Annotated in this window: 24 protein-coding genes and 1 riboswitch; of the genes, 3 read left to right on the top strand and 21 right to left on the bottom strand. The window is 73.9% G+C overall.

The genetic code is table 11. The features are described 5' to 3' along the window. Nucleotides 1-62 precede the first annotated feature (62 nt). Nucleotides 63-1,421, top strand: a complete 1,359-nt coding sequence (locus tag ACY8FT_RS03170) for an MFS transporter (protein ID WP_462417490.1) — start codon at nucleotides 63-65, stop codon at nucleotides 1,419-1,421. Here ACY8FT_RS03170 and ACY8FT_RS03175 read toward each other — a convergent pair. From ACY8FT_RS03175 to ACY8FT_RS03210, 8 genes are all read right to left on the bottom strand, one after another. Continuing rightward, the gene (locus tag ACY8FT_RS03175; protein ID WP_462417491.1) at nucleotides 1,389-2,642 is read right to left on the bottom strand and encodes an acyltransferase family protein; all 1,254 of its coding nucleotides are present in this window, start codon (nucleotides 2,640-2,642) and stop codon (nucleotides 1,389-1,391) included. The two genes, ACY8FT_RS03170 and ACY8FT_RS03175, sit on opposite strands and share 33 nt — an antisense overlap. A 69-nt stretch (nucleotides 2,643-2,711) precedes the next feature. Next, nucleotides 2,712-3,956 (bottom strand): sugar phosphate nucleotidyltransferase, encoded by a 1,245-nt coding sequence (locus ACY8FT_RS03180; protein ID WP_462417492.1) that lies wholly within the window; start codon nucleotides 3,954-3,956, stop codon nucleotides 2,712-2,714. Nucleotides 3,957-3,998: 42 nt separating this feature from the next. Further along, nucleotides 3,999-5,135 (bottom strand): ThiF family adenylyltransferase, encoded by a 1,137-nt coding sequence (locus ACY8FT_RS03185; RefSeq protein WP_462417493.1) that lies wholly within the window; start codon nucleotides 5,133-5,135, stop codon nucleotides 3,999-4,001. Next, entirely contained in the window at nucleotides 5,132-5,929 is a 798-nt protein-coding gene (locus ACY8FT_RS03190; protein WP_462417494.1) for a thiazole synthase, read from the bottom strand. Before ACY8FT_RS03190 ends, ACY8FT_RS03185 begins: the two co-directional genes overlap by 4 nt. After that, nucleotides 5,926-6,162 carry a sulfur carrier protein ThiS gene (gene thiS, locus ACY8FT_RS03195; RefSeq protein WP_462417495.1) on the bottom strand — a complete coding sequence of 79 codons (237 nt, stop codon included), beginning with the start codon at nucleotides 6,160-6,162 and terminating at the stop codon, nucleotides 5,926-5,928. The genes ACY8FT_RS03190 and thiS overlap by 4 nt, the downstream gene beginning before the upstream one ends. After that, a complete protein-coding gene (thiO, locus tag ACY8FT_RS03200) occupies nucleotides 6,159-7,304 on the bottom strand; it encodes a glycine oxidase ThiO (protein ID WP_462417496.1) in 1,146 nt (381 codons plus the stop codon). The genes thiS and thiO overlap by 4 nt, the downstream gene beginning before the upstream one ends. Next, nucleotides 7,294-7,399, bottom strand: a riboswitch (TPP riboswitch). (Overlaps the previous gene by 11 nt.) Nucleotides 7,400-7,403: 4 nt before the next feature. Further along, complete coding sequence (locus tag ACY8FT_RS03205) at nucleotides 7,404-8,594, bottom strand: methyltransferase domain-containing protein (protein WP_462417497.1); 1,191 nt, start codon at nucleotides 8,592-8,594, stop codon at nucleotides 7,404-7,406. A gap of 4 nt (nucleotides 8,595-8,598) precedes the next feature. Further along, nucleotides 8,599-9,333, bottom strand: coding sequence for a glutamine amidotransferase (locus ACY8FT_RS03210; RefSeq protein ID WP_462417498.1), 735 nt, complete (start codon nucleotides 9,331-9,333; stop codon nucleotides 8,599-8,601). Between the two features lie 108 nt (nucleotides 9,334-9,441). Between ACY8FT_RS03210 and ACY8FT_RS03215 the strand changes: the two genes are divergently transcribed. Beyond that, nucleotides 9,442-10,251 carry an alpha/beta fold hydrolase gene (locus ACY8FT_RS03215; protein ID WP_462417499.1) on the top strand — a complete coding sequence of 270 codons (810 nt, stop codon included), beginning with the start codon at nucleotides 9,442-9,444 and terminating at the stop codon, nucleotides 10,249-10,251. Nucleotides 10,252-10,290: 39 nt separating this feature from the next. On the opposite strand, the gene ACY8FT_RS03220 is transcribed toward ACY8FT_RS03215, so the two are convergent. The 6 genes from ACY8FT_RS03220 to ACY8FT_RS03245 form a co-directional block, all read right to left on the bottom strand. Beyond that, nucleotides 10,291-11,832: an MDR family MFS transporter gene (locus ACY8FT_RS03220; protein WP_462417500.1), complete on the bottom strand. Its 1,542-nt coding sequence runs from the start codon at nucleotides 11,830-11,832 to the stop codon at nucleotides 10,291-10,293. Beyond that, entirely contained in the window at nucleotides 11,829-12,479 is a 651-nt protein-coding gene (locus ACY8FT_RS03225) for a TetR family transcriptional regulator (protein ID WP_462417501.1), read from the bottom strand. The genes ACY8FT_RS03220 and ACY8FT_RS03225 overlap by 4 nt, the downstream gene beginning before the upstream one ends. Nucleotides 12,480-12,569: 90 nt before the next feature. Beyond that, nucleotides 12,570-13,613 (bottom strand): DUF2207 domain-containing protein, encoded by a 1,044-nt coding sequence (locus tag ACY8FT_RS03230; protein ID WP_462417502.1) that lies wholly within the window; start codon nucleotides 13,611-13,613, stop codon nucleotides 12,570-12,572. Between the two features lie 42 nt (nucleotides 13,614-13,655). Continuing rightward, nucleotides 13,656-14,681, bottom strand: a complete 1,026-nt coding sequence (locus tag ACY8FT_RS03235) for a DUF2207 domain-containing protein (RefSeq protein ID WP_462417503.1) — start codon at nucleotides 14,679-14,681, stop codon at nucleotides 13,656-13,658. Nucleotides 14,682-14,756: 75 nt separating this feature from the next. Continuing rightward, a complete protein-coding gene (locus ACY8FT_RS03240) occupies nucleotides 14,757-14,891 on the bottom strand; it encodes a hypothetical protein (protein WP_462417504.1) in 135 nt (44 codons plus the stop codon). A gap of 24 nt (nucleotides 14,892-14,915) precedes the next feature. Further along, complete coding sequence (locus ACY8FT_RS03245; RefSeq protein ID WP_462417505.1) at nucleotides 14,916-16,382, bottom strand: DHA2 family efflux MFS transporter permease subunit; 1,467 nt, start codon at nucleotides 16,380-16,382, stop codon at nucleotides 14,916-14,918. Nucleotides 16,383-16,501: 119 nt separating this feature from the next. On the opposite strand from ACY8FT_RS03245, the gene ACY8FT_RS03250 reads away from it, so the two are divergent. After that, nucleotides 16,502-17,734, top strand: coding sequence for a serine/threonine-protein kinase (locus tag ACY8FT_RS03250; protein ID WP_462417506.1), 1,233 nt, complete (start codon nucleotides 16,502-16,504; stop codon nucleotides 17,732-17,734). A 17-nt stretch (nucleotides 17,735-17,751) separates the two neighbouring features. Here the strand turns inward: ACY8FT_RS03250 and ACY8FT_RS03255 are convergent, their stop codons facing one another. From ACY8FT_RS03255 to ACY8FT_RS03285, 7 genes are all read right to left on the bottom strand, one after another. Continuing rightward, complete coding sequence (locus ACY8FT_RS03255; RefSeq protein ID WP_462417507.1) at nucleotides 17,752-18,984, bottom strand: hypothetical protein; 1,233 nt, start codon at nucleotides 18,982-18,984, stop codon at nucleotides 17,752-17,754. Nucleotides 18,985-19,029: 45 nt separating this feature from the next. Continuing rightward, nucleotides 19,030-19,527 carry a GtrA family protein gene (locus tag ACY8FT_RS03260; RefSeq protein ID WP_462417508.1) on the bottom strand — a complete coding sequence of 166 codons (498 nt, stop codon included), beginning with the start codon at nucleotides 19,525-19,527 and terminating at the stop codon, nucleotides 19,030-19,032. After that, nucleotides 19,520-20,359: an SOS response-associated peptidase gene (locus ACY8FT_RS03265; RefSeq protein WP_462417509.1), complete on the bottom strand. Its 840-nt coding sequence runs from the start codon at nucleotides 20,357-20,359 to the stop codon at nucleotides 19,520-19,522. The genes ACY8FT_RS03260 and ACY8FT_RS03265 overlap by 8 nt, the downstream gene beginning before the upstream one ends. Before the next feature lie 36 nt (nucleotides 20,360-20,395). Further along, nucleotides 20,396-23,080, bottom strand: a complete 2,685-nt coding sequence (locus ACY8FT_RS03270) for a multicopper oxidase domain-containing protein (RefSeq protein WP_462417510.1) — start codon at nucleotides 23,078-23,080, stop codon at nucleotides 20,396-20,398. Further along, the gene (locus tag ACY8FT_RS03275; protein ID WP_462417511.1) at nucleotides 23,080-23,529 is read right to left on the bottom strand and encodes a hemerythrin domain-containing protein; all 450 of its coding nucleotides are present in this window, start codon (nucleotides 23,527-23,529) and stop codon (nucleotides 23,080-23,082) included. Before ACY8FT_RS03275 ends, ACY8FT_RS03270 begins: the two co-directional genes overlap by 1 nt. A 93-nt stretch (nucleotides 23,530-23,622) precedes the next feature. Beyond that, nucleotides 23,623-24,957 carry an NADP-specific glutamate dehydrogenase gene (gdhA, locus tag ACY8FT_RS03280; protein ID WP_462418387.1) on the bottom strand — a complete coding sequence of 445 codons (1,335 nt, stop codon included), beginning with the start codon at nucleotides 24,955-24,957 and terminating at the stop codon, nucleotides 23,623-23,625. 63 nt (nucleotides 24,958-25,020) lie between these two features. Further along, nucleotides 25,021-25,356 carry a YnfA family protein gene (locus tag ACY8FT_RS03285; RefSeq protein ID WP_462417512.1) on the bottom strand — a complete coding sequence of 112 codons (336 nt, stop codon included), beginning with the start codon at nucleotides 25,354-25,356 and terminating at the stop codon, nucleotides 25,021-25,023. Between the last annotated feature and the right edge of the window lie 11 nt (nucleotides 25,357-25,367).

Below are 25,367 nucleotides of genomic sequence, written 5' to 3' on the forward strand. Positions count from 1 at the left end.
GGCGCGTCCTCCGTGTGGGAACGTGCTGCCCGTCCCACCGCCCACGTGACCTGAGGAGCGCCATGACGTCGGACCGCACGGAGCAGGCACCCGACCTGCCCCGTTTCCTGGCGCCCTTCGCCATCCGTGACTACCGCCTGCTGGCCGGTGCCCTGCTGGCCATGTCCTTCTCCGCCGGCGTCTGGACGGTGGCGCTGGTCTACGCGGTGAAGGGGGAGGGCGGTACCGAGCTCGACCTCTCCACGGTCACCGCGGTCGGCGCCATCGGGCTGATCCTCTGCGCCCTGGCCGGGGGAGTGGCGGCCGACCGACTGCCGCTGCGGGGCCTGCTGGCGGCCTGCTCGGGCGTCCTGGCCGCTGCCGCGCTCGCGGTCAGCCTGCTCGGTCGGGCGGGCATGCTGGAGATGTGGCACCTCATGGTGGCCGCGTTCGTGGCGATGTCCGCCGCCGGCATCTTCAACCCCGCCTACTCCGCGCTGCTGCCGCGGGTGCTCCACGACGACCAGCTGCTGGCGGCCAACGGCCTTGAGGCCGCGAGCCGTCCCGTGCTGCAGCAGGCGGTGGGGCCGGCGGCCGCCGGCTTCGTGGTCGGCGCGGCCGCACCCCACGTGGCGATCGCGGTGGTGACCGTCTCCCAGCTGGTTGCCCTGGCGTGCGTGCTGGCCATGCGCACCGGCGGCCTGACCCGCCGTGCCCTGCCCGTGGAGGACGCGCGGGAGCCGCAGTCGGTCTGGCGGGACTTCGTCGAGGGCGCCGGTTACACCTGGCGGACGCCGTGGCTGGCCGCCACCCTCGTCTGGTCGACCGTGGCGGTCTTCCTGTTCGTCGGCCCGATGGAGGTGCTGCTGCCCTTCATCGTCACCGAGCGGGGTGGGGGACCCGACACCTTCGGCCTGCTACTGGCCTGCCTGGGGGCCGGCGCGGCCCTGGGGGCCATCGCGGTGAGCTCCCGGCCGCTGCCACGGCGCTACCTCACGGTGATGCTCGTGGCCTGGTCCGTCCCGGCCGTGCCCTTCGTCCTGCTGTCCCTCACCGACCATTTCTGGCTGATGGGCGTGGTCCTGTTCCTCTTCGGCATCGGTGACGGCATCTCGATGGTCATCTGGGGCACGCTGCTGCAGCGTCGCGTGCCGCGCTCCCTGCTGGGGCGCGTGAGCTCGCTGGACTTCTTCGTCTCGCTGGCGATGATGCCGGTCTCCATGGCCCTGGCCGGCCCGGTGGCGCAGGTGCTGCCCACCTGGGTGATCTTCATGCTGCCGTCGGTCGGCATCCCCCTGGTCGGGCTGCTCTGCTACCTGCTGGCCGACCTGCGCGGTGACGAGCTGCGCTGCCCGCTGGACACCGAGGTGGACCTCGCCTCCTCCCACGCCGAGGTGGTCGACGGGGTCTCAGGCCTCCACTCGAGCGCGCGCGGTCAGTAGCCCGACGGCCACCAGCAGCGCCGCCGCCCAGAGCAGCTGGAGCGGGGCCAGGCCGAAGCCGGACGCCCAGAGCTGGTGGACGGCCACCGCCGCGAGGGCCGCCCCGAGGACCCCGCGCCAGGTGGTGCGAGTGGGCTCGAAGCGGCTGAACCAGACCTCCCAGCGCATCGCGCCGAGCACCAGGACCGCCAGCATGGCCCCGGAGAGCACGAACCAGACCGGGCGAACCATCCACCAGCCCTCCATGCTGCGGGGCAGGAGCAGGTCCGGGGCCAGCATGCCGATGCCGATCATCAGGGTCATGGCCGGGACGTGCCACAGGTAGATGAGCATGGCCAGCGCGTTGCCGGTGCTGATGCGACGCTGCCAGGCCGGGCTCGGGGCGTGGCCGAGCAGGCGGCGCCCGACGGCGGTGAGCACTGCCCACTGCGCGACACCGAGCACCGCAAGCGCGGCCGTCGCCGGCGCCAGGTTGGACACCGGGGCGTCCCGGACGCCGAGGTTGGTGGGGAACCACGGCCCGGGGACCACCATGGCCACGAGCAGCGCCGCGCAGACCAGCACCACGGCGACCAGCTGCCAGGTGGGGGCTCCCCAGCCCCGACGGCGGGCGTAGGCGATGCCGAGCTGGTGGCAGAAGGCCCACACGAACAGCAGGTTCCACCGGGTCAGGTCCGTGTCACCCCAGAAGCGCAGCACGTCCACCACCAGCGCACCGGCCAGCCAGAACGCGGCCGACCACCAGCCGAGGCGGTCGAACGCCAGCACCGTCAGGGGCGCCAGGGCGGTGCACACCAGGTAGACGGCCAGGAACCACAGCGGGTTGGCGATCTGGTCGCCGATCGTCGCGGTGACGCCCGGGACCAGGGCCCCGCCGAGCAGGACCGCCAGCAGGGCGACGACCAGCAGCGGGACCACCGGGGAGGCCAGCCGCCGGGCGCGCAGCCCCAGGTACGCCCCGAGCGGGTCCCCGGAGGCGCGCCAGCGGTCGACCAGCAGGGTGTTGGTGAACCCACCGGCCACGAAGAAGGCCGGCATCACCTGCAGCAGCCAGGTCAGGGCCCAGACCACGCGGCCGGACAGTGCGAGCTCCAGCTGCAGCCCGTCCTCCATCCAGAGGTGCAGGTAGCACCAGTGCATGGTCACCACGACGAGCATGGCGCTCAGTCGGACCACGTCGACGACCCAGTCCCGTTCCCTGCGTGCTCCCGCGCTCTCCATGGCGGGAATTCTGCACGCCGCCCCGCTCCGCGCGGCCCGCGGGTCGCGAGCCGGGTGGAGCGGCACCGGTCAGACGGTCGTGCCGGGCTCCAACCGGGCGCCGGCGTCGAGGCCGACCCCCTCGCCGATGACGCTGTGCCGACCGACGGGGGCGACGTCCTCGTCGGTGAGGTCCGAGGGGGCGGGGGCACCGACCGTGGCGCCCGGCCCGACCCGCACGTCCTCGTCGAGCACCGCGGAGCTGACCCGCGCGCCGGCGGCCACGTGCACGCCCTCGAACAGCACGCTGTCCAGCACCACTGCGCCCTCCTCCACGACCACGCCGGGCCCGAGCACGCTGCCGTGCACGTCGCCGGAGACGCGGCAGCCCGCGGTCAGCAGTGAGTCGGCCACCGAGGCCGTGGAGGTCACCAGCGCCGGGGGCAGGTCCGGGTGGCTGCTGCGGATGACCAGGTGCTCGGCCTCGAACACCACCTCGGGGCGCCGGGTGAGGTCGCGGTGCCCCTGCAGGTAGGCCGACGGGCGTCCCATGTCGCGCCAGTAGCCCTCCACCTGCCGCTGCCGGGTGCGTCCCCGGTCGATGAGGCGGGGGAGCAGCTCCTCGGGCAGGTCACCGAGCGGCTCGTCGGTCGCGCCGTCGCCCGGGGAGGAGGCACGGTCGGCCCGCGCGGCGTCCAGCACGTCGCGCAGCGCGGGCCAGGAGTGGATGATGACCTCGGCCGAGACCAGGGACTCCTCGTCGGGCTCCTCGGGCTTCTCCTCGATGCCCACGACCGTGTCGCCCTCCGCGGTCACCACGGCCTTGGTGCGGGCGACCTCGGCCGAGGCGGGCAGCGTGAGCACGGTGCACTCGGCCCCGGAGGCGACGTGCTCGGTGACCGCGCCGGCAAGGTCGCAGGCCAGCACCTGGTCGGCGCTCATCGTCACGACCACGTCGGGGGAGAGCTCCTCGATGGAGTCGCGGATGGCCAACAGGTCCTCAGTGTTGGAGTCCGAGAAGGCGGGGACGTCACCACGGCCGCTCTCGGGCACCATGCGGCGGTATCCGCCGCGGACCCGGTCGAGGTCCCACGGGCGGCCGTGCTGCAGGTGGTCGTCGAGGGTCGAGGCCATGTACTGCACGGTCACCCAGACGTCGGAGATGCCGGCGCTCGCGGCCAGTGAGATGGCGAGGTCCACCAGTCGGTGCGAGCCGGCGTAGGGGAGGGCCGGCTTGGCCCGCTCGCGGGTCAGCACGTCCATACGGGAACCGCGGCCGCCGGCCTGGACGACGGCGAGCACGTGGGGGGCATCGGGCGGAGGGAGTCGGGTCATGGTTCTCCTGCTCTGCGGTCGCACGGGCGCGCCCAGTCTGCCTCAGCCGGAGGCGTCGGGCACCTCCGCGGACCAGGCCCGCCAGCCGCCGGCCAGGTGGTCGACCCGGCCACCACGGGTGCTCACGGCGTCACGGGCCAGGCCGGACCGTGCACCGCTGGCGCAGTAGAGGACCGCGTCCTGGACCAGCTCGTCGTGGTCGCCGCGCAGCACCTCCTCCCAGGGCAGGCACAGGGCACCCGGCAGGGTGCCGGTCGTGCGCTCCTGCGGCTCGCGCAGGTCCACCAGGGTCGGTGCCGTGCCGGCGGCCAGCGCCTCCTGCAGGGCCGCCGGGGAGCAGCCTCGTGCCGGTCCGGGTGCGGCGGCCCGCTCGTCCTCGTCGGTGGACCCGTGCGCCCCGGTCGGTCCACCGGCCTCGGGGGTCGGCTCGCGTGGATCCTCCCGCGGGAGCCGGTAGGTGGTGAACCTCATGCTCCAGGCGTCGACCACCAGCAGCCGGCCGAGCAGCGGCTCCCCGCCGCCCACGAGCAGCTTGACGGCCTCGGTGGCCATCACCGAGGCCGTGAGCGCGCAGACCGGTCCGAGGACGCCTCCCCGGGAGCACGACGGTGCCCCGCGGACGGTGTCCGCCGGTGGGTAGAGGTCCCGGTAGCGCCAGCCGGCCCGGGCGTCGAAGGTGCTCGCCTGGCCGCTGGTCCCGCTGACGGCACCCCACACGTGGGGGATGCCGACCCGGGCGCAGGCGGCATCCACGGCGTCGCGCGTGGCGAAGGAGTCCGAGCCGTCGAGCACCAGGTCGTGCCCGGCCACCAGGTCCGGGCCGTTCTGCTCGGTCAGGCGGGCGGCGACGGTGCTCACCCGGACGCCGGGGTCCAGTCGCGCCAGGGCGTCGGCGGCGCTTTCGACCTTCGGCCGGCCGACGTCGCCCTGTCCGTGCAGCACCTGCCGGTGGAGGTTGGAGAGCTCCACGGTGTCGTCGTCCACGACGGTCAGGTGGCCCACGCCGGCGGCCGCGAGGTAGAGCAGGGCGGGCGAGCCCAGGCCGCCGGCGCCGAGGACCAGCACCCGGCCGGCGGCCAGGCGCGCCTGACCGCTCGCGCCGACCTCCGGCAGGGCCAGCTGGCGGACGTGGCGCCGGCTGGCCGCGGCGTCGAGCCCGGGGGAGGGCACGGTGCTCATGTGCCCTGCCCGAACTCGGCCAGGCCCTCGGGGGTGCTGGAGGCCAGGGCCCGCTCGCGGCGCGGGATGCGCCCGGCGCGGCGCGCCCACCAGCCGGCCCGCACGCCCTCGCGCAGTGCCGCGGCCATGGTGACCGGGTCGTGGGCCCGGTGCACCGCGGTGGCCAGCAGCACGGCGTCGCAACCGAGCTCCATCGCCAGGGCCGCGTCGCTCGCGGTGCCGATGCCGGCGTCCAGGACGACCGGCACCTTCGCCCGCGAGCAGATGAGGGCGATGTTGTGCGGGTTGAGCACGCCGAGCCCCGACCCGATGGGGGAGCCGCCGGGCATCACCGCCGCGCAGCCGAGGTCCTCCAGGTGCCGGGCGAGCGCGGGGTCGTCCGAGGTGTAGGCCCAGACGGTGAAGCCGTCGGCCACCAGCTGCTCGGCGGCGTCGGCGAGCTCCAGCGGGTCGGGCAGCAGCGTCTCGGGATCGGTGACCACCTCGAGCTTCACCCAGTCGGTGCCGAGCGCCTCACGCCCCAGCCGGGCGGTGAGGACGGCCTCGTGCGCCGTCTGGCAGCCGGCGGTGTTGGGCAGCACACGCAGTCCGAGGTCGCGGACCACCTGCAGCAGCGAGGGTCCGGCCGCGAGATCGGCCCGGCGCAGGGCGACGGTGGTCAGCTCGGTGCCGCTGGCCCGCAGCGCGTCGGCGAGCACGGCGTGGTTCGCCGCGCCGCCGGTGCCGGCGACCAGGCGCGAGGAGAGACGCGTCCCGGCGACCTCCCAGCCGGGGTCCTCGAGCGGCCCGTTCATCCGCCGGCCACCGGGGTCAGCAGCTCCACGCGCTCGCCCTGCTGCAGCACGCGCCCGGCCCAGCGGGGGGCGGGGACGACCTCCTCGTCCACGGCCACCGCGACGCCGGCGTGACCCGGCCCGACCGCCTCGGAGACGAGCTGCTCGAGGGTGGTGCCCGGTGCCAGGTGTCGCTCGTCACCGTTGAAGCGGATGGTGGTGTCGCCCGTCGGCGGGTCCTGGTGGGTGGTCATGGTGCCTCCTGGTCGTTCTCGGGGACGGTGGACGTGGGGGTGGGTTCCTGTCGCAGCCGCTCGGCGACGTCGGCGGCGGCCTGGTGGCACAGGACGATGCCGTGGCGCCCGTGGCCGGTGACGAGGAGCAGCCGGGTGCCGGAGGCCAGGCGGTGGTCGGCCACGGCGGGCAGGGCGTGGTGGCCGGTGGGGCGCCAGCCGGCGAGCGACTCCGCCAGGTGCATCTCGCGGACTGCGGGGTAGAGCTCGGCGGCGTCGGCGAGCAGGTCGAGCACCTCGCCGGCCGGGACGCGCTCGTCGAAGCCGCGCTCGACCGTGGTGGCGCCGATGACCAGTTCGCCGTCGGTGCGGGGCACGAGGTACACCTCCCGGTCCTGCACCCGGCCCCGCAGCACGTGTCGTGGCACGGGGGCCGTCGCGCTGCCGTACAGGCGCAGCACGGTGCCGGCGACCGGCCGCGTCCCGGTGGTGGGGACGGTGGGTGGGAGCACCCCGTCGGTGCGGGCGCCGGCGCACACCACCACGGTGCCGGCCGCGATCCGCTCACCGGAGCCGAGCTCGACCACACCGTCCGGGGCCACCCGTGCACGGTCGCTGAGGACCTCCACGCCGCGGCGGCGGCAGGCGGCGTGCAGCGCGGCCACCAGACGGCGGGGGTCCACCTGGCGGTCGTCCGGCACGGCCAGGCCCCCGGTCACCCGGCGGCTCAGACCCGGCTCCCGGCGGCGCAGCCCGCGACGGTCCAGCGGCTCGGGTGCCAGCCCCGCCCGCCGGGCGGCCTGCGCGAGGTGCTCGGTGCGGGCCAGGTCGTCGGCGCCCAGGGCCACGTGGAGGGTGCCGGCGGTCCGCAGGTCCAGGTCGATGCCGCTCTCGGCCTCCAGCGCCGCGGCCTCCTGCGGCCAGGCCTGCAGGGCACGGGCGCAGGCGGTGTGCACCTCCGGCTCAGTGCTGCGGAACTCGCTGGTGGGGGCCAGCATCCCTGCCGCGCGGTGACCGGCTCGCTCCCGGGGGCCCACGTCGACGAGGACCACCTGCCGGGTGCCGTCGGCCAGCCTCCGGGCCGTCGCGGCGCCGATCGGCCCGCCGCCGATGACGACGACGCGGTCGGGCTCCACCCGGGGTGCCGGGGCTTCTGCGGACACAGGACCTCCCTCCGCCGGTGCGAGCCGGATCAGGTTCGACGGTCGGCGGTGCTCCGCCCTCTCAGCCCGGCCTCAGGGCTCCCGTGGTTCGCGAGCACTCTAGTGCGGGCGCAGCGAGACCAGGACCTCGGCGTGCTCGGTGTTGGGGAACATGTCGAACAACCCGGCGGTCTCCGGTCGCCAGTGCGGCATGGCGAAGAGGTCCCGTGCGAGGGTCCGCGGGTTGCACGAGGAGTAGACGAGGGTGTCCAGGCCGCCCTCGGCGCCGGCACGGTCGAGCAGGGCGGGCAGCCGGTCGCCCAGTCCGCGGCGGGGCGGGTTGACCACCACGGTGCGGGGGCCGTCCGGCGTGCCGATGCCGGCGGCGCGGACCACGGCATCCGGGTCGGCCGCGTCGGCCCGGACGAAGCACGCCGGGAGCCCCTGGTCCAGGGCGGCCCGGGAGGCCGAGTCGACGCCGTCGGCCGAGATCTCGACCCCCACCGCCTCGAGTCCCGCGTGGGCGGCGTGCAGGGCGAACCCGCCGACGCCGCAGTAGAGGTCGGCCACCGACCGCGCACCGGCGGCCACCAGCAGCTCGGTGACCCGGGCGTAGAGCCGGCGGGCGACCTCGGGGTTCGTCTGGAAGAAGGCGTCCGGGCCCAGCAGCAGCGTCACCGGACCCATCGGCATCGGCAGCCGGGTCTGCTCGGTGAGCGGGATCTCGCGGTCCCCGGCGAGGGTCGCCTCGTGGGTGGGGTGGAGGTTGACGCTCACCACCTGCAGCGCCGGCAGGTCGTCCAGCAGCGCCGGCAGGTGCTCGCGCACGCGGCCCAGTGGCCCCTCGGAGCGCAGCACGATGCGCAGCATGAGCTCACCGGTGGGGGAGCGGGTGACGACCAGGTGCTTCAGCTCGCCCCGGCGGCGGTCCACCCGGTAGGGCGGCAGCGCCGCCCGGGTGACGAAGCGCGCGAGCCGGTCGAGCACCGGGCGCAGGTCCTCGGGGTACAGGCCGCACCCGCGCAGGTCCACGCCCTGGTCGTCCGCGTCGAGGATGCCGAGGGTCGGCGCACCGGCGGTCCCGCCGACAACGAGCTTGGCCCGGGCGCGGAAGCCCTCCGGCGGGCTCGCGACCGGGGCCTCCCAGGCGGCGCCCGGCACGACCTCGGCGAGCAGCTCCCGCACCGTGCGGTCCTTCGCGGCCAGCTGGGCGGGGTAGGGGGTGCCCATGAGGGTGCACGAGGCGCACCGGCCGGCGGCGTGGTACCCGCAGCGGACCGGTGGCTCGAGGAGCGGCAGGTGGTGCGTCATCGGCTCACCCGTACACCCGGGCGAAGGCGCTCAGCACCCGGTGGGCCGTGGACACGTCGGTGGTGCGGGCCATCTCCACCAGCGCCTGCGACTGCGAGGGCTCGAAGTAGCCCAGGTGCGCGTAGGCGGCGACCCGCGTGGCCAGTCCCCGGGCGTCGAGCTCGGGGTGGAACTGGGTGGCGCGCACGTGCCGGCCGATGCGGAACATCTGCACGGGGCAGTCCGCCGAGCTCGCCAGCACCACCATCTCGGGCGAGGGCCGCGTGATCGCCTCCTTGTGGCCGACGAAGGCGGTGAACTCCCAGGGCAGGTCAGCCAGCAGCGCGTCGTGCGCCGCGGCATCGGTCAGGCGGATGGTCGGGGCACCGAGCGGCTCGCCGTGCGTGCCGTCCACGACGGCGCCGCGCTGCAGCCCCAGCACGCCGACGCCGTAGCAGAGGCCCAGGGTCGGGAAGTCCTCGCGGACCAGCAGCTCGGTCAGCCCGGTGAGCTCGTCCTCGGCCCGGAGCTGGACCTGGCTCTTGCCGGCCGGGTCGTCCGAGGCCGTGAACGGGCTGCCCCCGATGACGACGCCCGCCCAGCTCCCCAGCTCGTGGGCCTCCGGCGGCAACGGCAAGGCCTCCAGGCGGTGCTGCACGACACGCTCGAGGGGGACCCCCATGTGCCGTGCGACGGCCCGGTGCTCCTCGTCCGCCAGCCGGTCGTCCGCACGGGTGGACAGCAGCAGGAACGGGAGCATGCGCACAGTCTGCGGCACAATGGCTCCGCTCCGACCACCGGGCGGACCGCGTGTCCGTCCCGGCCCCGGCCGCCCGCCCCCAGACCGATGACGCACGAGGAGTCGCCCATGACCCTGTCCCTGAACACCCAGCTCGTCGAGGGAGGGGACGAGCGGATCGTCTTCCTCCACGGCCTCATGGGGCAGGGGCGGAACTTCCGCACGGTGAGCAAGGACCTCGCGGACTACGCGACGAGCCTGCTGGTCGACCTGCCGAACCACGGCTCCTCCCCGCACACCGAGGAGTTCGACTACGTGCAGATGGCCGAGGCCGTGGCCGCGTCGGTCCGGGAGACCTGGCCGGAGGGCACGGTCAACGTCGTCGGCCACTCGATGGGCGGGAAGGTCGCCATGGCCGTGGCGCTGCTGCACCCGGACCTGGTGGACCGCCTGGCGGTGGTGGACATCTCCCCGGTGAGCACGGAGAACTCCAGCGAGTTCACCCACCTGCTCGGCTCCATGACCGAGCTCGACCTGGACGCCGTCGAGCGCCGGTCGGACGTGGACGAGGCGCTGGAGCCCAGAATCCCGAACTTCACCACGCGCGCCTTCCTGCTGCAGAACCTCACGCAGACCGAGGACGGCTGGGGGTGGAAGGCGAATCTGGACATGCTGCTGGAGAACCTCGGCGCGGTGATGGGCTTCCCCGAGGAGCTGCGGAAGCACTCCTTCGACGGGCCGGTGCTGTGGATCGCCGGGGGCGACTCCGACTACGTGCAGGAGGAGTACCGCCCCGCCATGGAGGAGCTCTTCCCCCGCACCCGACTGGTGACCGTGAAGGACTCGGGGCACTGGGTGCACTCCGAGCAGCCCGAGGTCTTCCACCAGACCCTGCGGAACTTCCTGCTGGAGTCCCTCACCGGCGGCGAGGACGAGTGACGCGGTGCCCCGGGGTCGCTCGACCCCGGGGCACCGGGCTCAGTCCAGCGTCGTGCGCAGCTCGTCCTCCCGGACCAGGAGCAGCAGCAGCGTCGCGATGAGCCCGCAGGGCACCAGCCACAGGTAGATCGGGGTGAGGGCGTCGGAGTAGGCCCCGACGATGACTCCGTGCGCCGGCTCGGGCAGGGCGGTCACCGCCTCCGGGGTGAGGGAGGACTCCGCACCGCCGCTGCCGGGGGCACCCTGGCCGGGCTGCTGCGGCAGGCGCTCGGCCACCAGGTCGTGCAGGCGCGAGGTGAACAGCGAGCCCACGACGGCCGAGCCGAGGGTCGCGCCGATCTGGCGGAAGAAGTTGTTGGCCGCCGTCGCCGTGCCCACCTCGCGCAGCGGGAAGGCGTTCTGCACCACCAGCACGAGGATCTGCATCGACAGGCCCAGCCCGACGCCGAGCACCGCAAGGGCACCGCACACGTGCCACAGCGCGTGCTCGGGGGAGAGGGTGGAGAGCAGGAACAGTCCGAGGGCGATGATGGCCGACCCGACGATCGGCAGGCGCTTGTAGCGGCCCGACCTCGTGACCTGCGCGCCGGCGATCACCGAGGTGACGAGCATCGAGGCCATCATCGGGATCATGAGCAGGCCGGCCACCGTCGCGGACTTGCCGTAGGCCATCTGCAGGTAGGTGGGCATGTAGCCCAGTGCGCCGAACATCGCGATGCCGATGAACAGCCCCGCCGTGGTGGCCACGACGAAGTTGCGCTGCCGGAAGAGGTGCAGCGGCAGGATCGGCTCGGTGGCCCGCCCCTCGACGAGCACGAGGACCGCCCACGCCACGACGGTGGCCGCCAGCAGCGTGATGATCTGCCAGGAGCCCCAGGCGTAGGTGTGCCCGCCCCAGGTGACCGCCAGGACCAGGCCGGTGGTGGCCAGGGCCGCCACGACCATGCCGGCCCAGTCGACCGAGATGCGGCCGCGCTGGTGGGGAAGGTGCAGGAAGCGCAGTGCGCCGAACAGGGCGACGGCGCCGAGCGGGAGTCCCATCCAGAAGGCCCAGCGCCAGCCGGGGCCCTCGGTGAACCAGCCGCCCAGCAGCGGTCCGGCGACCGACGCCAGGGCGAAGACACCGCCCATGACACCCATGTACTTGCCGCGCTGCCGGGCCGGGACGACGTCGGCGATGATCGCCTGCGAGAGGATCATGAGCCCGCCACCGCCGATGCCCTGCACGACGCGGGAGACGATGAGCCAGGTCATGTTCTGCGCCAGGCCGCCGATGACCGAGCCGACGACGAAGACCAGGATCGCGGCGACGAGGAGCGGCTTGCGGCCGATGAGGTCGCCCAGCTTGCCGTAGATCGGCATCATCACCGTGCTGGCCAGGATGTAGGCGGTGATGACCCACTGCATCTGGTTGACGCCGTGCAGCTCGCCGACGATGGTCGGCAGCGCCGTGGACAGCACGGTCTGGTTCAGGGCCGCCAGCAGCATCGCCAGCACCAGGGCGACGAAGATGGCCACCAGGTGGCGGCCATCGTCGTCCGCCGTCGTGCGGGAGGGCACGGTCATGCGGGTCGCGGTCACTCGGGCCTCCTGTGCAGGTGGTGGAAGATGTCGATGCTGCGCTGCAGCGTGTCGTCGGTGAGGGGTGCACCGGGGGTGTGCTCCGGGTGCGTGGTCGCGTGACGCAGGATCGCCCCGGCCAGGGCGGCGAGCATGCGCAGCGCCTCGGCCGGCCCGCCGGGGGCGCCGGCCACGCGGGGGTCGTCGGAGAAGTGCTCCTCGAGGGCCGAGACGACGAGCTCCTCGGCCCGGCCCAGGGCGAGCACCCGGAAGCGGCCCAGGGCGGGGTTCTGCTCGATCAGCTGCTGGCGGCGGGCGGGGGTCCCGGCCGGGTGCGCCGACCGCATGGTCGCGAGCAGCAGGCGGGTGGCCTCGACGAGCGGCTCCCCGGACGGGTCCAGCGACGCCAGGGACTTCTCGGGGACGTGCGGTGGTCGATAGCCGAAGACCGCCTCGTCCTTCGAGCCGAAGTAGTTGAAGAAGGTGCGGGGGGAGACCCCGGCGGCAGCGGCGATGGCCTCCACCGACGAGCGCTCGGCGTCTCCCGCCAGGGCCGCCTCGGCCGCTGCGTCGTGCAGCGCCTCCCAGGTCTGCTGGCGGCGTCGTTCGCGCAGCGAGGGGATGCCGCAGCAGGTGTCCGAGGGCTCACCGGAAGCACTGTTCTGCATGGATGCAAGTGTTGCACGAGTGCAAAGAGTGCAGATGTGCAGAAGAGCGTGGGATGCGTCACGAGGACACCCGCGCCCGGGGGAGGGGCGTCAGTCCCCGCCGTCACCGCCCCCGTCCCCGCCGGAGTCGCCCCCGCTGTCACCGACCCCGCCGGAGTCGCCCCAGCTGTCGACGACGGAGTCCGCGAACGAGCCGACATCCGTGGCGAACGACTCCAGCTCACCCGGGAGGCCTCCGGGCCAGCCCGCCGGGTCCCACGTGCCGCCGCCGGAACCTTCCGGGGACGAGGAGCTCCAGGTGGGCCCGGCGTCGCCCCCGCCGTGCGGTGCGTGGGGGTCCAGCTGGTGCCGCAGGGCGAACAGCGCGAGCTCGTGGTGGCCGAAGACGACCGCATAGGGCAGGAAGGTCATCGCGGTCGCCGCCGTGAGATCACCCGGGGCCCAGGGGCGCGGGTGCTCCCACGGCAGCGGGGCCGGCCGGTCGAGGACCAGGTCCAGCTGTCGCAGGTGGCGGGCCTCACGGCGCCCCGCCTCGGTCAGGCGCGTGAGCTTCTCCCGCCGGGTCAGGAGCAGGCCGAGCCCGGCGATGATGGGGATCCAGCCGAAGGTCTGCTCCCGGAAGCCGTCGAGCACCACCCCCACGAGGCCGCCGACCAGCAGGACGATCGGTGCCGCCAGCGGCCACCAGGTGCGCCGGATCAGGCCGCGCGCCCGCAGGTCCTGCTGGGCCTGCCTGGCCACCCCGCGCACGCGCTGTCGCAGACTCGGCTCGGCCGCGGGGACGACCACGGACCTCGGCGGGTCGCCGAACAGGGCGCGCAGGACGGCACCCGTCGTGCGGGGTACGGGGCGGCCGAGGTCGCGTGCCACGACGCCGTGGTCACCGTCCGCGTGCCGTCGGATGTCGACCAGCCCGTCGCGGGCCAGGGCGACGATCTCGCCCATCACGCCGCGGGAGCCACCTTGGACGAGGAGCGCGGCCTCCAGCGGGGTGACCGACGGCGGGGGAGCCGAGAGGACGGTCGCCGGATGGATGGTCGGATCGGGGCGGGTGCGGCGACGGTCGTGCGACATGGTCGCCACGAACAGGACGAGGCCGACGACGGCGGTGAGGACGAAGACGAGGGGTGCCACGGTGGGAGTCTCACAGGTCCGCGCGACCGACTGGTTCCGGCCTCAGGCCCCCATCCAGCCCTCCTCCCTGGCCCGGAAGTCGGTGCTGGACGCGTGCAGACCCCCGGCATCGGCCCACGGGCCGAGCTCGGCCCGGCTGATGGTGCGGATCCGCTGGACGAGGACGGCGACCTCCGGGGGCTGGGGTGTGGCCGATGCACCGGCTCCACCGGACGGGCGGTCCTGCCCGGCACGGATCGCCTCGAGGACGCCGTCATGGGCCTCGAGGACGACCGCGTACGGCAGGAGGGCCATCGCCGTGTCCGGGGAGAGGTGGGCCATGGGGCGACCGTGGGGCCACCTGCGCTGCTCCTCGTAGGTCATCTCGGGCAGCCCGGGGTGGTGCACCTGTTCCTGCAGGACCGCCTGCAGGAGGCGCAGGTGACGAGCCTCCTGCCGACCGGCCTCCGTGAGTCGGCTCCTGCCGCCGAGGGCCAGGAGGGTCATGAGGAGGCCGACACCCAGGAGGACCTGTGGCCCGATGAACGGCTCCGCGTCGAGCAGGCGCACGACGGGCAGCAGGGCGAGAGCGCCGATCAGGACCGTCAGGGCAGGGGCGAGAAATTCCCACGAGCGCCTCGTGAGGCCCCGGGCCCTCAGTTCTCGCTGGGACTCCCGCGCCACTCCTCGGAGGCGGTCCAGGATCTCGGGGTCCTGGGAGGGCACTGCCGTCGGCTGTGGAGGTGCGCCGAAGAGCGCCTGCACGACCCGTCGTGACACGGCGGGCACCGGCTGTCCCGGGTCGCGGGCGACGAGGACGAACCCACTGCGGGAGGTGCCGGTGATCTCCACCAGGCCGGCGCGGGCGAGGGCGACGACCTCACCGAGGACCCCGCGCGAGCCGCCCTGCACCAGGAGTGCCGCCTCCAGTGCGGTGACGCCGGGCATAGGGGCGTCGACCACGGTCTGGGGGTGGTCCACGTGGGGCGGTCGCGTGGCCGGCCCGTCAGCCGGTGTCGTCCGCAGGTGCACGACGAGTGCGATGACGCCGACGAGCGCGCACATGACCGTCAAGAGAACCGCCCCCATGCAGGCACTGTCGCACAGGTGCTGCAGCGGGGCCCGAGGGCGTCCCGGGGTGCGGGTCCGGGTCCGGTCAGCGGCTCACTTGCCCCAGGAGCCGACGGTCATGGTCGGCTTCCACCCGTCGAGGCAGCCCTGGATCTCCACGTCCTCCACCCGGACCGGCTCGCCCTCGACCGTGAAGCGCAGCGCCGTGCCGGTGGTCTCCTCGCACACGGCAAGCTCGTCGGTGGGCTCGGCTCAGAGGGTGACGGGCTCGCCCTCCGGACGGCGGACCAGGAAGGTCAGGGCGAGGGCGACGACGAAGATGCCGGCGCCGACACCCATGGCGAGCGAGACGCCCCCGGCCAGGGAGTCGGACGGACCCAGGCCGCCCGTCGTCAGCTGGGCGGAGCGCGCGGACATGACCGTGATGGCCAGGGCCGTGCCCGCCGCCGCGGCCACCTGCTGGAAGGTGCCGAGGATCGCCGAGCCGTGTGAGTGCAGGTCCAGCGGCAAGGTGCCCAGACCGGCGGTGAACAGGGGCGTGAACATCAGCGCCAGCCCGAAGCTGACGAGCGGGTGGATGATGACGAAGGTCCACCACGGGCCCGAGGTGGCGGCGAGCGCGCCGGCCCCCAGGGAGACCAGCACCGTCACGGCGCCGGGGACCACGAGCGGCCGGGGGCCGAGCCGGTCGTACCAGCGGCCGATCAGCGGGGCGAGCAGCCCCATCATGAGCCCGCCGGGCATCATCACGAGGCCGGCCTGCAGGACGCTGAGGCCGCGCGCGTGCTGCAGCCACAGCGGCAGCAGGATCATGGTGCCCATCATCGCGATCATGGCCGCGCACATGACGGCCATGGCGACGGCGAAGTTGCGGTGCGCGAGGGCTCGCAGGTCCAGCAGCGGGGAGCCGCCGCCGCGCACCAGGGACAGCTGCCGCCAGACGAGGGCCACCACGCACACGAGGCCGACCACCAGCGAGACCGCGGGGTCGACGACCGGCTCGGCGGCGCCGGCACCGGTGTGGCCGCCGAGGGAGCTCATGCCGTAGATGAGCCCGCCGAAGCCGAGGGCCGCCAGGGGGAGGCTCAGCGCGTCCAGCCGGCCGGCGGCACCGGCGGTGTTCGGCGGCAGCAGGCGGTGGCCGACGACCAGCATGACCGCGGCCAGCGGCAGCACCAGCAGGAAGAGCCAGCGCCAGGAGGCGACCTGCAGCACGAGGCCCGACGTGGTCGGCCCGAGGGCCGGGGCCACGGAGATCGCCAGCGAGACGTTCCCCATCGTGCGGCCGCGCTCCTCGACGGGCACGAGCGCCATGGCCGTGGTCATGAGCAGCGGCATCATGATGGCGGTGCCGACGGCCTGCACGACGCGCCCCAGCAGGAGCACCCCGAATCCCGGGGCGAGGGCGCACAGCAGCGTGCCGAGGGTGAAGGCCCCCATGGCGGTGGCGTAGGCCGAGCGCCGGTCGAGCCGGTGCAGGAACCAGCCCGTGGTGGGGATGACGACGGCCATCGTCAGCATGAAGGCGGTCGACAGCCACTGGGCCGCCTGTGCGGACACGTGCAGCGACTCCATGAGCTGCGGGATGGCGTTCACCATGATCGTCTCGTTGAGGATGACGACGAAGGTGGCGACGGTGAGCACCCGGAGGATCGGGGCGTGGTCCTCGCGGAGGTCGTCCGGGTGGTCGACGGTCTCGGGGGCCGAGGTGGTGGGCATGCGTGGCCTCCGGTGGCACGGGACGGTGGGGGAGAAGGCCAAGACTATGGGGGCCTTCGCAGGGCGTGAACCGGCTTTCTCGTGACGTCCACCACCTGATGCCCGGGTACAGTCGCGGCGTGGGAGACGTTTTCGCAGGACGCTACGAGCTGGTCGACCCCCTCGGCGAGGGTGGGACGGGGGTCGTCTGGCGCGTCTGGGACCACCGGCAGCACCGGTACTCCGCGGCCAAGGTGCTCCGGCAGGTCGACGCGGCCTCGATGGTGCGCTTCGTGCGTGAGCAGGGGGTCCGGGTGCAGCACCCGCACCTGCTGGTGCCGTGGGGCTGGGCCGGGGACGACGAGCGGGTGATGCTCGTGATGCCCGTGGTCGACGGGGGATCGGCCTCCACCCTGCTGCGCGAGCACGGTGCGCTGCCGCCGGTCTGGGGCGCCACGCTGCTGGACCAGCTGCTGCAGGGGCTCGGCAGGCTGCACGACGAGGGCATGGTGCACCGCGACGTGAAGCCGGCGAACCTGCTGCTCGACGCGACCGGGCGCGGGATGCCGCGGGCCCGACTGGCGGACTTCGGGCTCGCGATGGCCATGGGGGACCCGCGCCTGACGACCGGGCCCTTCGTGCAGGGGACGCGGGGCTACATGGCGCCGGAGTCACTGACCCACGGCTGGGACCCCAGCCCGGCCGCCGACCTGTTCGGGGCCGGCATGACCGCCCGGGAGATGCTCACCGGTCGGCGCCCCGAGGGGGCGGACCAGGCCGCGGTCGCCGGCGAGCTGATCCGGGCCCGGGTGCCGAGCGAGCTCGCGGCCGTGGTGCTGGACCTCGTGGAGCACGACCCCGACGACCGGCCTGCCAGCGCGCAGGAGGCCCTCGAGGCCCTGCGCGCCACCGGGTGGGTCGCCGCCGCCGAGGAGCAGCTGGAGGAGGGGGTGAGCGTCCACGACCACCTGCCGGAGCTCCCCGGCGGGTGGGGGCCGGAGGGGCCGACGGTCGGGGACGACCGCCTGCCCGCGGGGCCGCCCCGGCACGACCGGAGCCTTCCCCCCTCCGGTGCGGCGACCACGACGATGTACGACGTCCCGGTGCGCAGCGACCAGGCGGACCTGCAGGGACCCGCGGCCCCGACGCAGGCGGCACCGGCCGCCCGGCCGTCCGGGGACTCTGGTGCGCGTCGCGCCGTGAGCCGACAGGACGGGTCGTCCGGCGGGACGCGCCTCATCACGGGCCCCTCGGAGCGCACGACCGGACCGGACCGCGCGGCCGCACCACTGGTACCCACCTGGCTGGCCTGGGGGCTGGTGGTCAGCGGGATCCTCGTGCTGCTGCTCGTCCTGGTGCTCGCGGTGCTCTGAGGGGGGGGAGGGGCCGGTCAGCTGCGGCCCGTGCGGCGGTTGAGCAGCAGGGCCAGCGCGCCCGCCCCGAGCAGCAGGACTCCCACCGCGCCGCCGGCCCACAGCAGCGGGTCGCCCGGGACGAGGCCGCCCTGGCCACCGCCGCGGGCGGCGGCGGCCTCACCACCGTCGCCGGAGTCGTGCCGCACGACCTGGTCACGCTCCTCCGACGGCTGGCTCTCCGGGTCGTGCTCCGGCTCCCCCTCCGGGTCGCCGAGCACGTCGACGGTCAACGTGAACGGCACCTCCTGGTTCGTCGCCCCGTACTCGTCGGCCGCCACCACCACGTACTGGCCGCCGGGCAGCGTCGGGCCGGCGTCCTCCCGGTTCAGCCAGGCGATGGGCCGCGAGGACGCCTGCAGCACCGTCTCCGCGTCGTCCTGGACGGAGCCGGAGTCCTCGTGGGAACCGCCCAGGTCCACGTTCAGGGGGCGCCGGTCGGCACCCACCAGGGCGACGGAGATGCCGCCCGGGGCGAGGGCCTCCTCCTGGGGGGCCACGTCGACCTGCGCCTGCACGCGCTGACCCCAGTCCGCGGGCACCTTGTAGACGCGACGCTCGCCGGCGACCAGCGTGCCGGTGTAGCTGCGGCCGGCCTCGAGCTCGGGGGCGTCGGCGAAGCTGAGGGCACCCTGCTTCTGCTCGGCGTCGTCGGAGGGCTTCATCTCCTCCCACTCGACGTCCTCGGAGGGCGTGGGCAGTCCACCCCTGGTGGTCACCGCCGCCTCCTCGGCGACGTGCAGCTCGAACGGCAGGCGCCCCGCCGTGTCGTCCTGGGCGCTGACCTTGACGACCACCTCGTCGGTGTTGCCGCAGTCGTCATCGTGCACGTCCTGGGCGTGGCCGACGACCAGACCGACGGTCTCTTCGGAGACCTCCCCGCACTCGGTGCCGCGGCCGTCGAGCACCTCGACCCGGAGCCACTCCCCGGTGATCGACGTGGCCCCCACCCGGAGGATCGAGTCGTTCGCCGTGCGCCGCACCCGGTAGAAGGAGGACTCCCCGCCCGCCTCCGTCTCGTCGGTGTAGGTACCAGCACCCAGCCCGGGCGCGCTGAACAGCGAGTCACCCCCGTCCACCGCGGTGCCACTGGCGCGGAACTCCTCGGGTTGGCGCCCATCGCCGCTCGACTCGCCGGCGGCCGCGGGCAGTGCGGGCCAGAGAACCGCCAGGGCGGTACCGGCGACGATCGAGCGGGCGGTGAGCTGCATCCGTTCCTCCAGGGGCAGGGGGGAGCCGAGGGGGCTCCCATCATCTCAGCGGTGGGCGATCGGCCGACGGCTGCCGGGATTGCCGTGGCCGAACACGACGAAGCGCATGGCCAGGTACATGTAGACCGCCTCGCACATGCCGGCGACCAGACGGGCCGCGGGCAGTGGTGCGCCGGCGGCCTTCAGGCCGGTGTTCACGCCGAGGATGAAGGCCAGGTAGTTGATCGCCACCACCACGACGTACCGCAGGGACTGCCGGCCGGCGTGGCCGTGGCTCTCGAAGTTGAAGTGCCGGTTCACCACGAACGCCGTCCCCAGGGCGATGAGATAGGCGACCGTGGTGGCCACGGGGTAGGGCAGCCCCACCGGGTGGTGGAGCACCCACAGCAGCACCAGGTCCAGCGCGAAGGTGCACAGGTTGAGCATCGCGAAGCCGACCGCGGTCGGCGGGATGCGACGTCGCAGCGGCCCGGGGATGACGGACCAGACCGTGTTGCGCAGGCGGACGAAACGGTCGACCGACGGAGTGCGTGTCTCAACCACCGAGCACCTCGCCGGTCTGCGGGTCCACGACGCCGACGAGCTGCTCGACCGGGACCGGGCGCACCAGCTCGGGACCGTTCGTGGCCACCCGGCTCACCCCGGTGCCGACCGGCCAGGCCTGGAAGCGTCCCTCGGGCTGTGCGCCCAGCAACGCCTCGACGTGCGCGTCCTGCGTGGCGGTCGGGTCCAGCCAGTCGTCCCAGTCGGCGGGGTCCAGCACGACCGGCTGCCGGTCGTGGATGCGGTCGAGCCCCGGCTCGGCGGCCTGCGTCAGGATCGTGAAGCTCACCACCCACGACGAGCCGGCCGCGGCGTCCGGCTGGGACGGGCCCAGCCGGTGGAACTCGTACAGCCCCGCGAACGCCAGCGGTGCGTCGTCGGTGCGTGACATGAAGAAGGGCTGCTTGCGCGGCTTCCCGGAGCTGTTCGTGGCGACGGGGGAGGCCTGCCACTCGTACCACCCGTCGGCAGGGACCAGGCACCGCCGCTTGCGGGCCGGCGCGGCGAAGGTGCGCTTGTCGAAGAGCGTCTCGCTGCGCGCGTTGATCATGCGGTTGCCCATCGACGGGTCCTTCGCCCACGGCGGCACGAGCCCCCAGGAGAGCAGCCGCAGCTGTCGCTGCGGTGCGGCGTCCTCCTGCCACTTCGGGCTGCGGGTGAGCACGACGGGCACCTGCTTGCTCGGCGCGACGTTCCAGTCCGGCCGGCCGGGGGCGGGCTGCTGCTCACCCTTCATGACGGGCGCGCCCGGGGTGGCGGTGCCGTCGACCTCCACCTCGAACTCCTCGACGAGGGCGTCCGGGGAGGCGCTGGCTGCGTAGCGTCCGCACATGGGAGGAGAGACTACGCAGCCACGGGAGGTCGGTGGTCACGACTGCTCAGGGTCGGTCACCTCCACCACACCGTGGGCGCCCCGCTCGGCGTCGATCATGACGTGCGAGACGAAGGGGTAGTGCCCGGCCTCGGGGAAGGTCAGCTCGACGAAGCCGCCCTCGGCCGGCTGGAGCCCGAGCGCCTGCGCACCGGTGCCCTCCGCCCGGGGGCCCAGGCGGTAGTCGCCCTCGGCCCACAGCGTGTCGAACTGCCCACCGATGACGTGGAAGGACATCGGCCGGTTCGGGCCGGCGTCCAGCACCCAGAAGCGCACGCGGTCACCGACCTTCGCCGTCAGCGGGTGCTGGTCGTACTGGTTGGCGATGCCGTTGAAGGCCACGAAGGCCGGCTCCTCCCGGGCAAGCGCCTCGGCGTCGGTCGGTGCGCCGTTCTCGGACTGGTACACCTCGGACTGCACCATCACGTACTCGTGGTCGACCGGCGGCAGCCCCTCCTCGGGCTCGATGACCACGGCCCCGTGCATGCCCGAGGCGATGTGGGTGCTCATCGGCGCGGTGGAGCAGTGGTACATCCAGATGCCCGCGCGCTCGGCGGTGAAGCGGTAGGTGAGCGACTCCCCGGGCTCGATCGTCCGCATCGGTCGGTCGGGGGCCAGGGCGCCGGCGTGGAAGTCGATGGAGTGCCCCATCGACCCGTCGTTCACGAGCTTCACCACGAAGGTGTCGCCGACCTTGCCGCGCAGCACGGGGCCGGGGGCGCGGCCGTTGAAGGTCCACCGCTGCTGGGTGACGCCGGGGGCGACCTCCAGGTCCAGCTCGGAGGTGCGCAGGGTCACGTGGTGCTCGGTGCCCGCGGGCAGCTCGGGAAGCTCGGCGTCCACGGGGTCGGTGACCTCGGCCCCCGGGTCGGCCCGCAACGGTTCAGGGGCGTTCTCGCCGCCCTCCGTGCCGTCGGGTCCGGTACCCGGCGCGGCGCCGCCCCGGTCGTCCTGCCCGGCACCGCCGCCCTCGACGCGCACCTCGAAGGTCATGCCCTGCTGACGGTGGCCGACGATCGTGCACCAGCCCTCGGTGTCCTCGCCGACGACGCCGAGGTCCAGGGTGGCGCTCTCACCCGCCTTCAGTCGAGGCGTCTGCTGCCCGGCGATGGCCAAGTCGTGCGCCTGGTCGTCGGAGTTCACGACCTCCAGCACGACGCGCTCCCCGCGGGGGACGGTGACCGAACCGGGGTCGAAGCGCATGTGGACCGCCTCGACGCGGACGTGCGTGGTCTCCCCGGTGGGGGTCACATCGGCCGCGGCCGAGGGGGACCCACCGGTGGGGGAGCCCCCGAGCACGGGGCCGGCGGCCGAGCCGAGGGAGACCGCGAGCGCCAGGGCGGACAGGGCCGCGGCCACCTGTCCGGCGGACCAGATGGACGGGAGCCGGTCCGGCCCGGAGGTGCGCGGGGCGGTCGTGGTCGGTACCTCGCCTGCCGCGCGGGCCGCCATCTGCTCCCGCCGCGCACGGACGGCGGCCTTCACGGCGGCGAACATCAGCGGGATGAACGAGGCCAGGGAGAGCAGGACGAGGGTGGAGACGATGACGCGGACCACGCTGGGCACCGGCAGGAGGCACAGCAGGAGGCCGAGGTTGGTGACCGTCAGGCGGACGGCAGCCCAGCGGTCGAAGCGCGAGGCGGCGGCGCGGACGACGGTCTTGCCGCCGCCGATCGCCACGGGCATGAGGTAGGACAGTGCTCCGGTGAGCAGCTGGGCGGCGAACCCGGCGACGACGACCGCGGTGGTCCAGCCGAAGCCGTCGGCGAACTCCTGCCAGGAGTCGGTGGTGGCCAGGCGGACCAGCACCATGCCGATGCCGACGAACCACCAGAGCAGGGCGGCGCCGACCGAGGCGGACGCGAACTCCCGCGGCGGGGCCGTGCGGACCGGGGAGAGCACCCCGACGCCCCACCAGGCCAGGCCCAGTGCGTACAGGCCGAGGCCGGCCAGGGAGACCGGCTGCCAGCCGCCCAGGGCCCCGGTGACCAGGACCACCAGCGCCGTCACGAGGACCGGAAGGGCGTGCCGTGTGTGCCGCTCCGCGCGCGACCCGATGCGGGTGCGCAGCATGGTCGGCCAGAGCGTGAGCAGGGTGCCGGTGACGGTGAGGCCCACCCAGCCGAGCAGGTTCACCATCGTGTGGGCCAGCAGGAGCCGGCCGTGCCAGGTGTCGTCGAGCCCCAGCGCGAGCGTGGCGCCGAGGGCGGCGCCGACCGGCAGGCACAGGGCGGAGCAGACGTGGTAGCGGACCGTGATGCCGAAGCGTCCGGGCAGCGCCCCGCGCAGGCGTCGCCACAGCTGGTGGGCGTGGTCGAGGACGGCCACCGAGACGAGCACCGCGCCGGCGACCGTGACCGGCCACCAGGTGGTCGGCACGCCGACGATCACCAGGGTCGTGCCGGCGAGCAGCGTCCACAGGCGGCGGGACTGCTGGGGTCGGTCGTCGATGCCCGGCCCGTTCTTGAGCAGGGTGCCGGAGAAGTGCGTGCTCCACACCATGATCGAGTGCGTGAGCGCACCCAGGAGCACCAGGTGGACCATGAGCCATCGCGAGGACGGCACGAAGGGGTGCACCAGGGTCGTGGCCACGGCCAGTGCCAGCCAGACGACGCCCGGACGGTCGCGGAGCAGCCAGCGGCGGCCCCGGGCGGGTCGTCCGCCGGCGGGGGAGCCCGCCATCAGCTGGCGGCGGTGGGCGCGGGTGGCGTGAGGTCGTCGACCTCTTCCCAGTCCGGACCGCCCAGGGCGATCGCGGCGGCGGGGAAGAGCCCGTTGTTCTCGCGGTCCATGTGGTTGCGCAGCTGCTTGATGAAGGCGTCCACGCCCGAGAGGTCACCCTCGCGGATGCGGGCGAGCTGTTCGTCCAGGGAGTCGTGCTCGGCGCAGAGGTCGTCGACGTGGTCGACGATGTGCTCCTCGCGCCGCAGGAGGGTGAAGAGGCCGACCTCCTCGGCGTGCGTGTGCGGGTCCAGCAGCTCGGCCACGTCGTCGGCTGCTTCGCGGGCTGCCTCGGTGTCGCCGGCCTCGGCGGCCCGGTGCAGGGGCCCCGTGAGGTTGATCAGGGAGTCGTGCTCGGCCATGAAGCGGCCGATGACCCGGATGGACTCACACCCGCAGTAAGTGCACATGGATACCTCTCGCGGCGCCGGGGGAGGGCGCCTGATCATCGACGATCGTGTGTCGTAGATGCTACGCCTGCCCCCGGCACCACCGGCCGTCGGTCAGATGACGCCCTGGGCGAGCATCGCCTCGCTGACGCGCACGAAGCCGCCGATGTTGGCGCCGGTCACGAGGTCGCCCGGCACGCCGTACTCCTCGGCGGTCTCGGTGCAGGTGCGGTGGATGTTGCCCATGATCTCGCGCAGCCGCTCGTCGGTGTAGCCGAACGACCACGAGTCGCGGGTGGCGTTCTGCTGCATCTCCAGGGCGCTGACGGCCACACCGCCGGCGTTGGAGGCCTTGCCGGGGGCGAAGACGACGTCGCTGCCGCGGAAGGTTTCGACGGCCTCGGGGGTGGCCGGCATGTTGGCGCCCTCGGCGACCACGAGGCAGCCGTTGCGCACCAGCGTGGCCGCGGCGTCGCCGTCGAGCTCGTTCTGGGTGGCGCAGGGGAGCGCGACGTCGCAGGGGACGTCCCAGATGCAGCCGCCGGTGACGTACTGCCCGCCCTTCTCGTCGGCGTAGACGGAGATGCGCTCGCGGCGCTGCTCCTTGAGCTCGATGAGGTGCCGGATGTCCAGGCCGCGCTCGTCGACGACGTAGCCGGAGGAGTCGCTCATGGCCACGACCGTGCCGCCGAGCTCGACGACCTTCTGGGCGGCGTGGAGCGCGACGTTGCCCGAGCCGGAGACGACGGTGCGCAGACCGTCGAACGAGCGGCCGGACTCCGCGAGGACCCGCTCGGTGAAGTAGACGGTGCCGTAGCCGGTGGCCTCGGTGCGGGCGCGGGCGCCGCCCCACTCGAGCCCCTTGCCGGTGAAGACACCCGCCTCGTAGCGGTTGGTGATGCGCTTGTACTGGCCGAACAGGAAGCCGATCTCCCGGCCGCCCACGCCGATGTCGCCTGCCGGCACGTCGGTGTACTCGCCCAGGTGGCGGTGCAGCTCGATCATGAAGGACTGGCAGAAGCGCATGACCTCCAGGTGGGATCGGCCCTTCGGGTCGAAGTCCGAGCCACCCTTGCCGGCCCCGATGGGCAGGCCGGTCAGCGAGTTCTTGAAGATCTGCTCGAAGCCGAGGAACTTGACCGTGCCCAGCAGCACGGTGGGGTGGAAGCGCAGGCCGCCCTTGTAGGGGCCCAGGGCGGAGTTGAACTCGACGCGGAAGCCGCGGTTGACCTGCACGTGGCCGGCGTCGTCCACCCACGGCACGCGGAAGATCAGCTGTCGCTCGGGCTCGCACAGGCGCTCGATGATGCTGGAGTCGGCCAGCTCGGGGCGGCGCTCGAGCACGTGGGTGAGGCTGGCCAGCACCTCGTCGGTGGCCTGGTGGAACTCGTCCTCCCCGGGGTTCCGGCGCTGGATGGTCTCGCGCACCTCGGCCAGGCGCGGGTGCAGGGCGTGCTGGGGCATCGGGCCTCCTCGGGGCGTGGTCGTGCGCACAGCGTAGTGAGGCCCCGGTCACGCCCCTCGTGGCGCGTACATGATGACGGCCACGCCGGCCAGGCACAGGGCGGCGCCGGCGAGGTCCCAGCGGTCCGGGCGGAAGCCGTCGAGCACCATCGCCCAGGCCAGTGACCCGGCCACGAAGACGCCCCCGTAGGCGGCCAGGACGCGCCCGAAGTTCGCGTCCGGCTGCAGGGTGGCCACGAGCCCGTAGAGCCCGAGGGCGACCACGCCCCCGCCCACCCAGAGCAGACCACGGTGTTCGCGGATTCCCTGCCAGACCAGCCAGGCGCCGCCGATCTCCAGCAGGGCGGCCAGCACGAACAGGGGCACCGAGCGCAGGACGTCCATGCCCCGCATCG

The sequence above is a fragment of the Kytococcus sp. Marseille-QA3725 genome, from assembly GCF_054950055.1.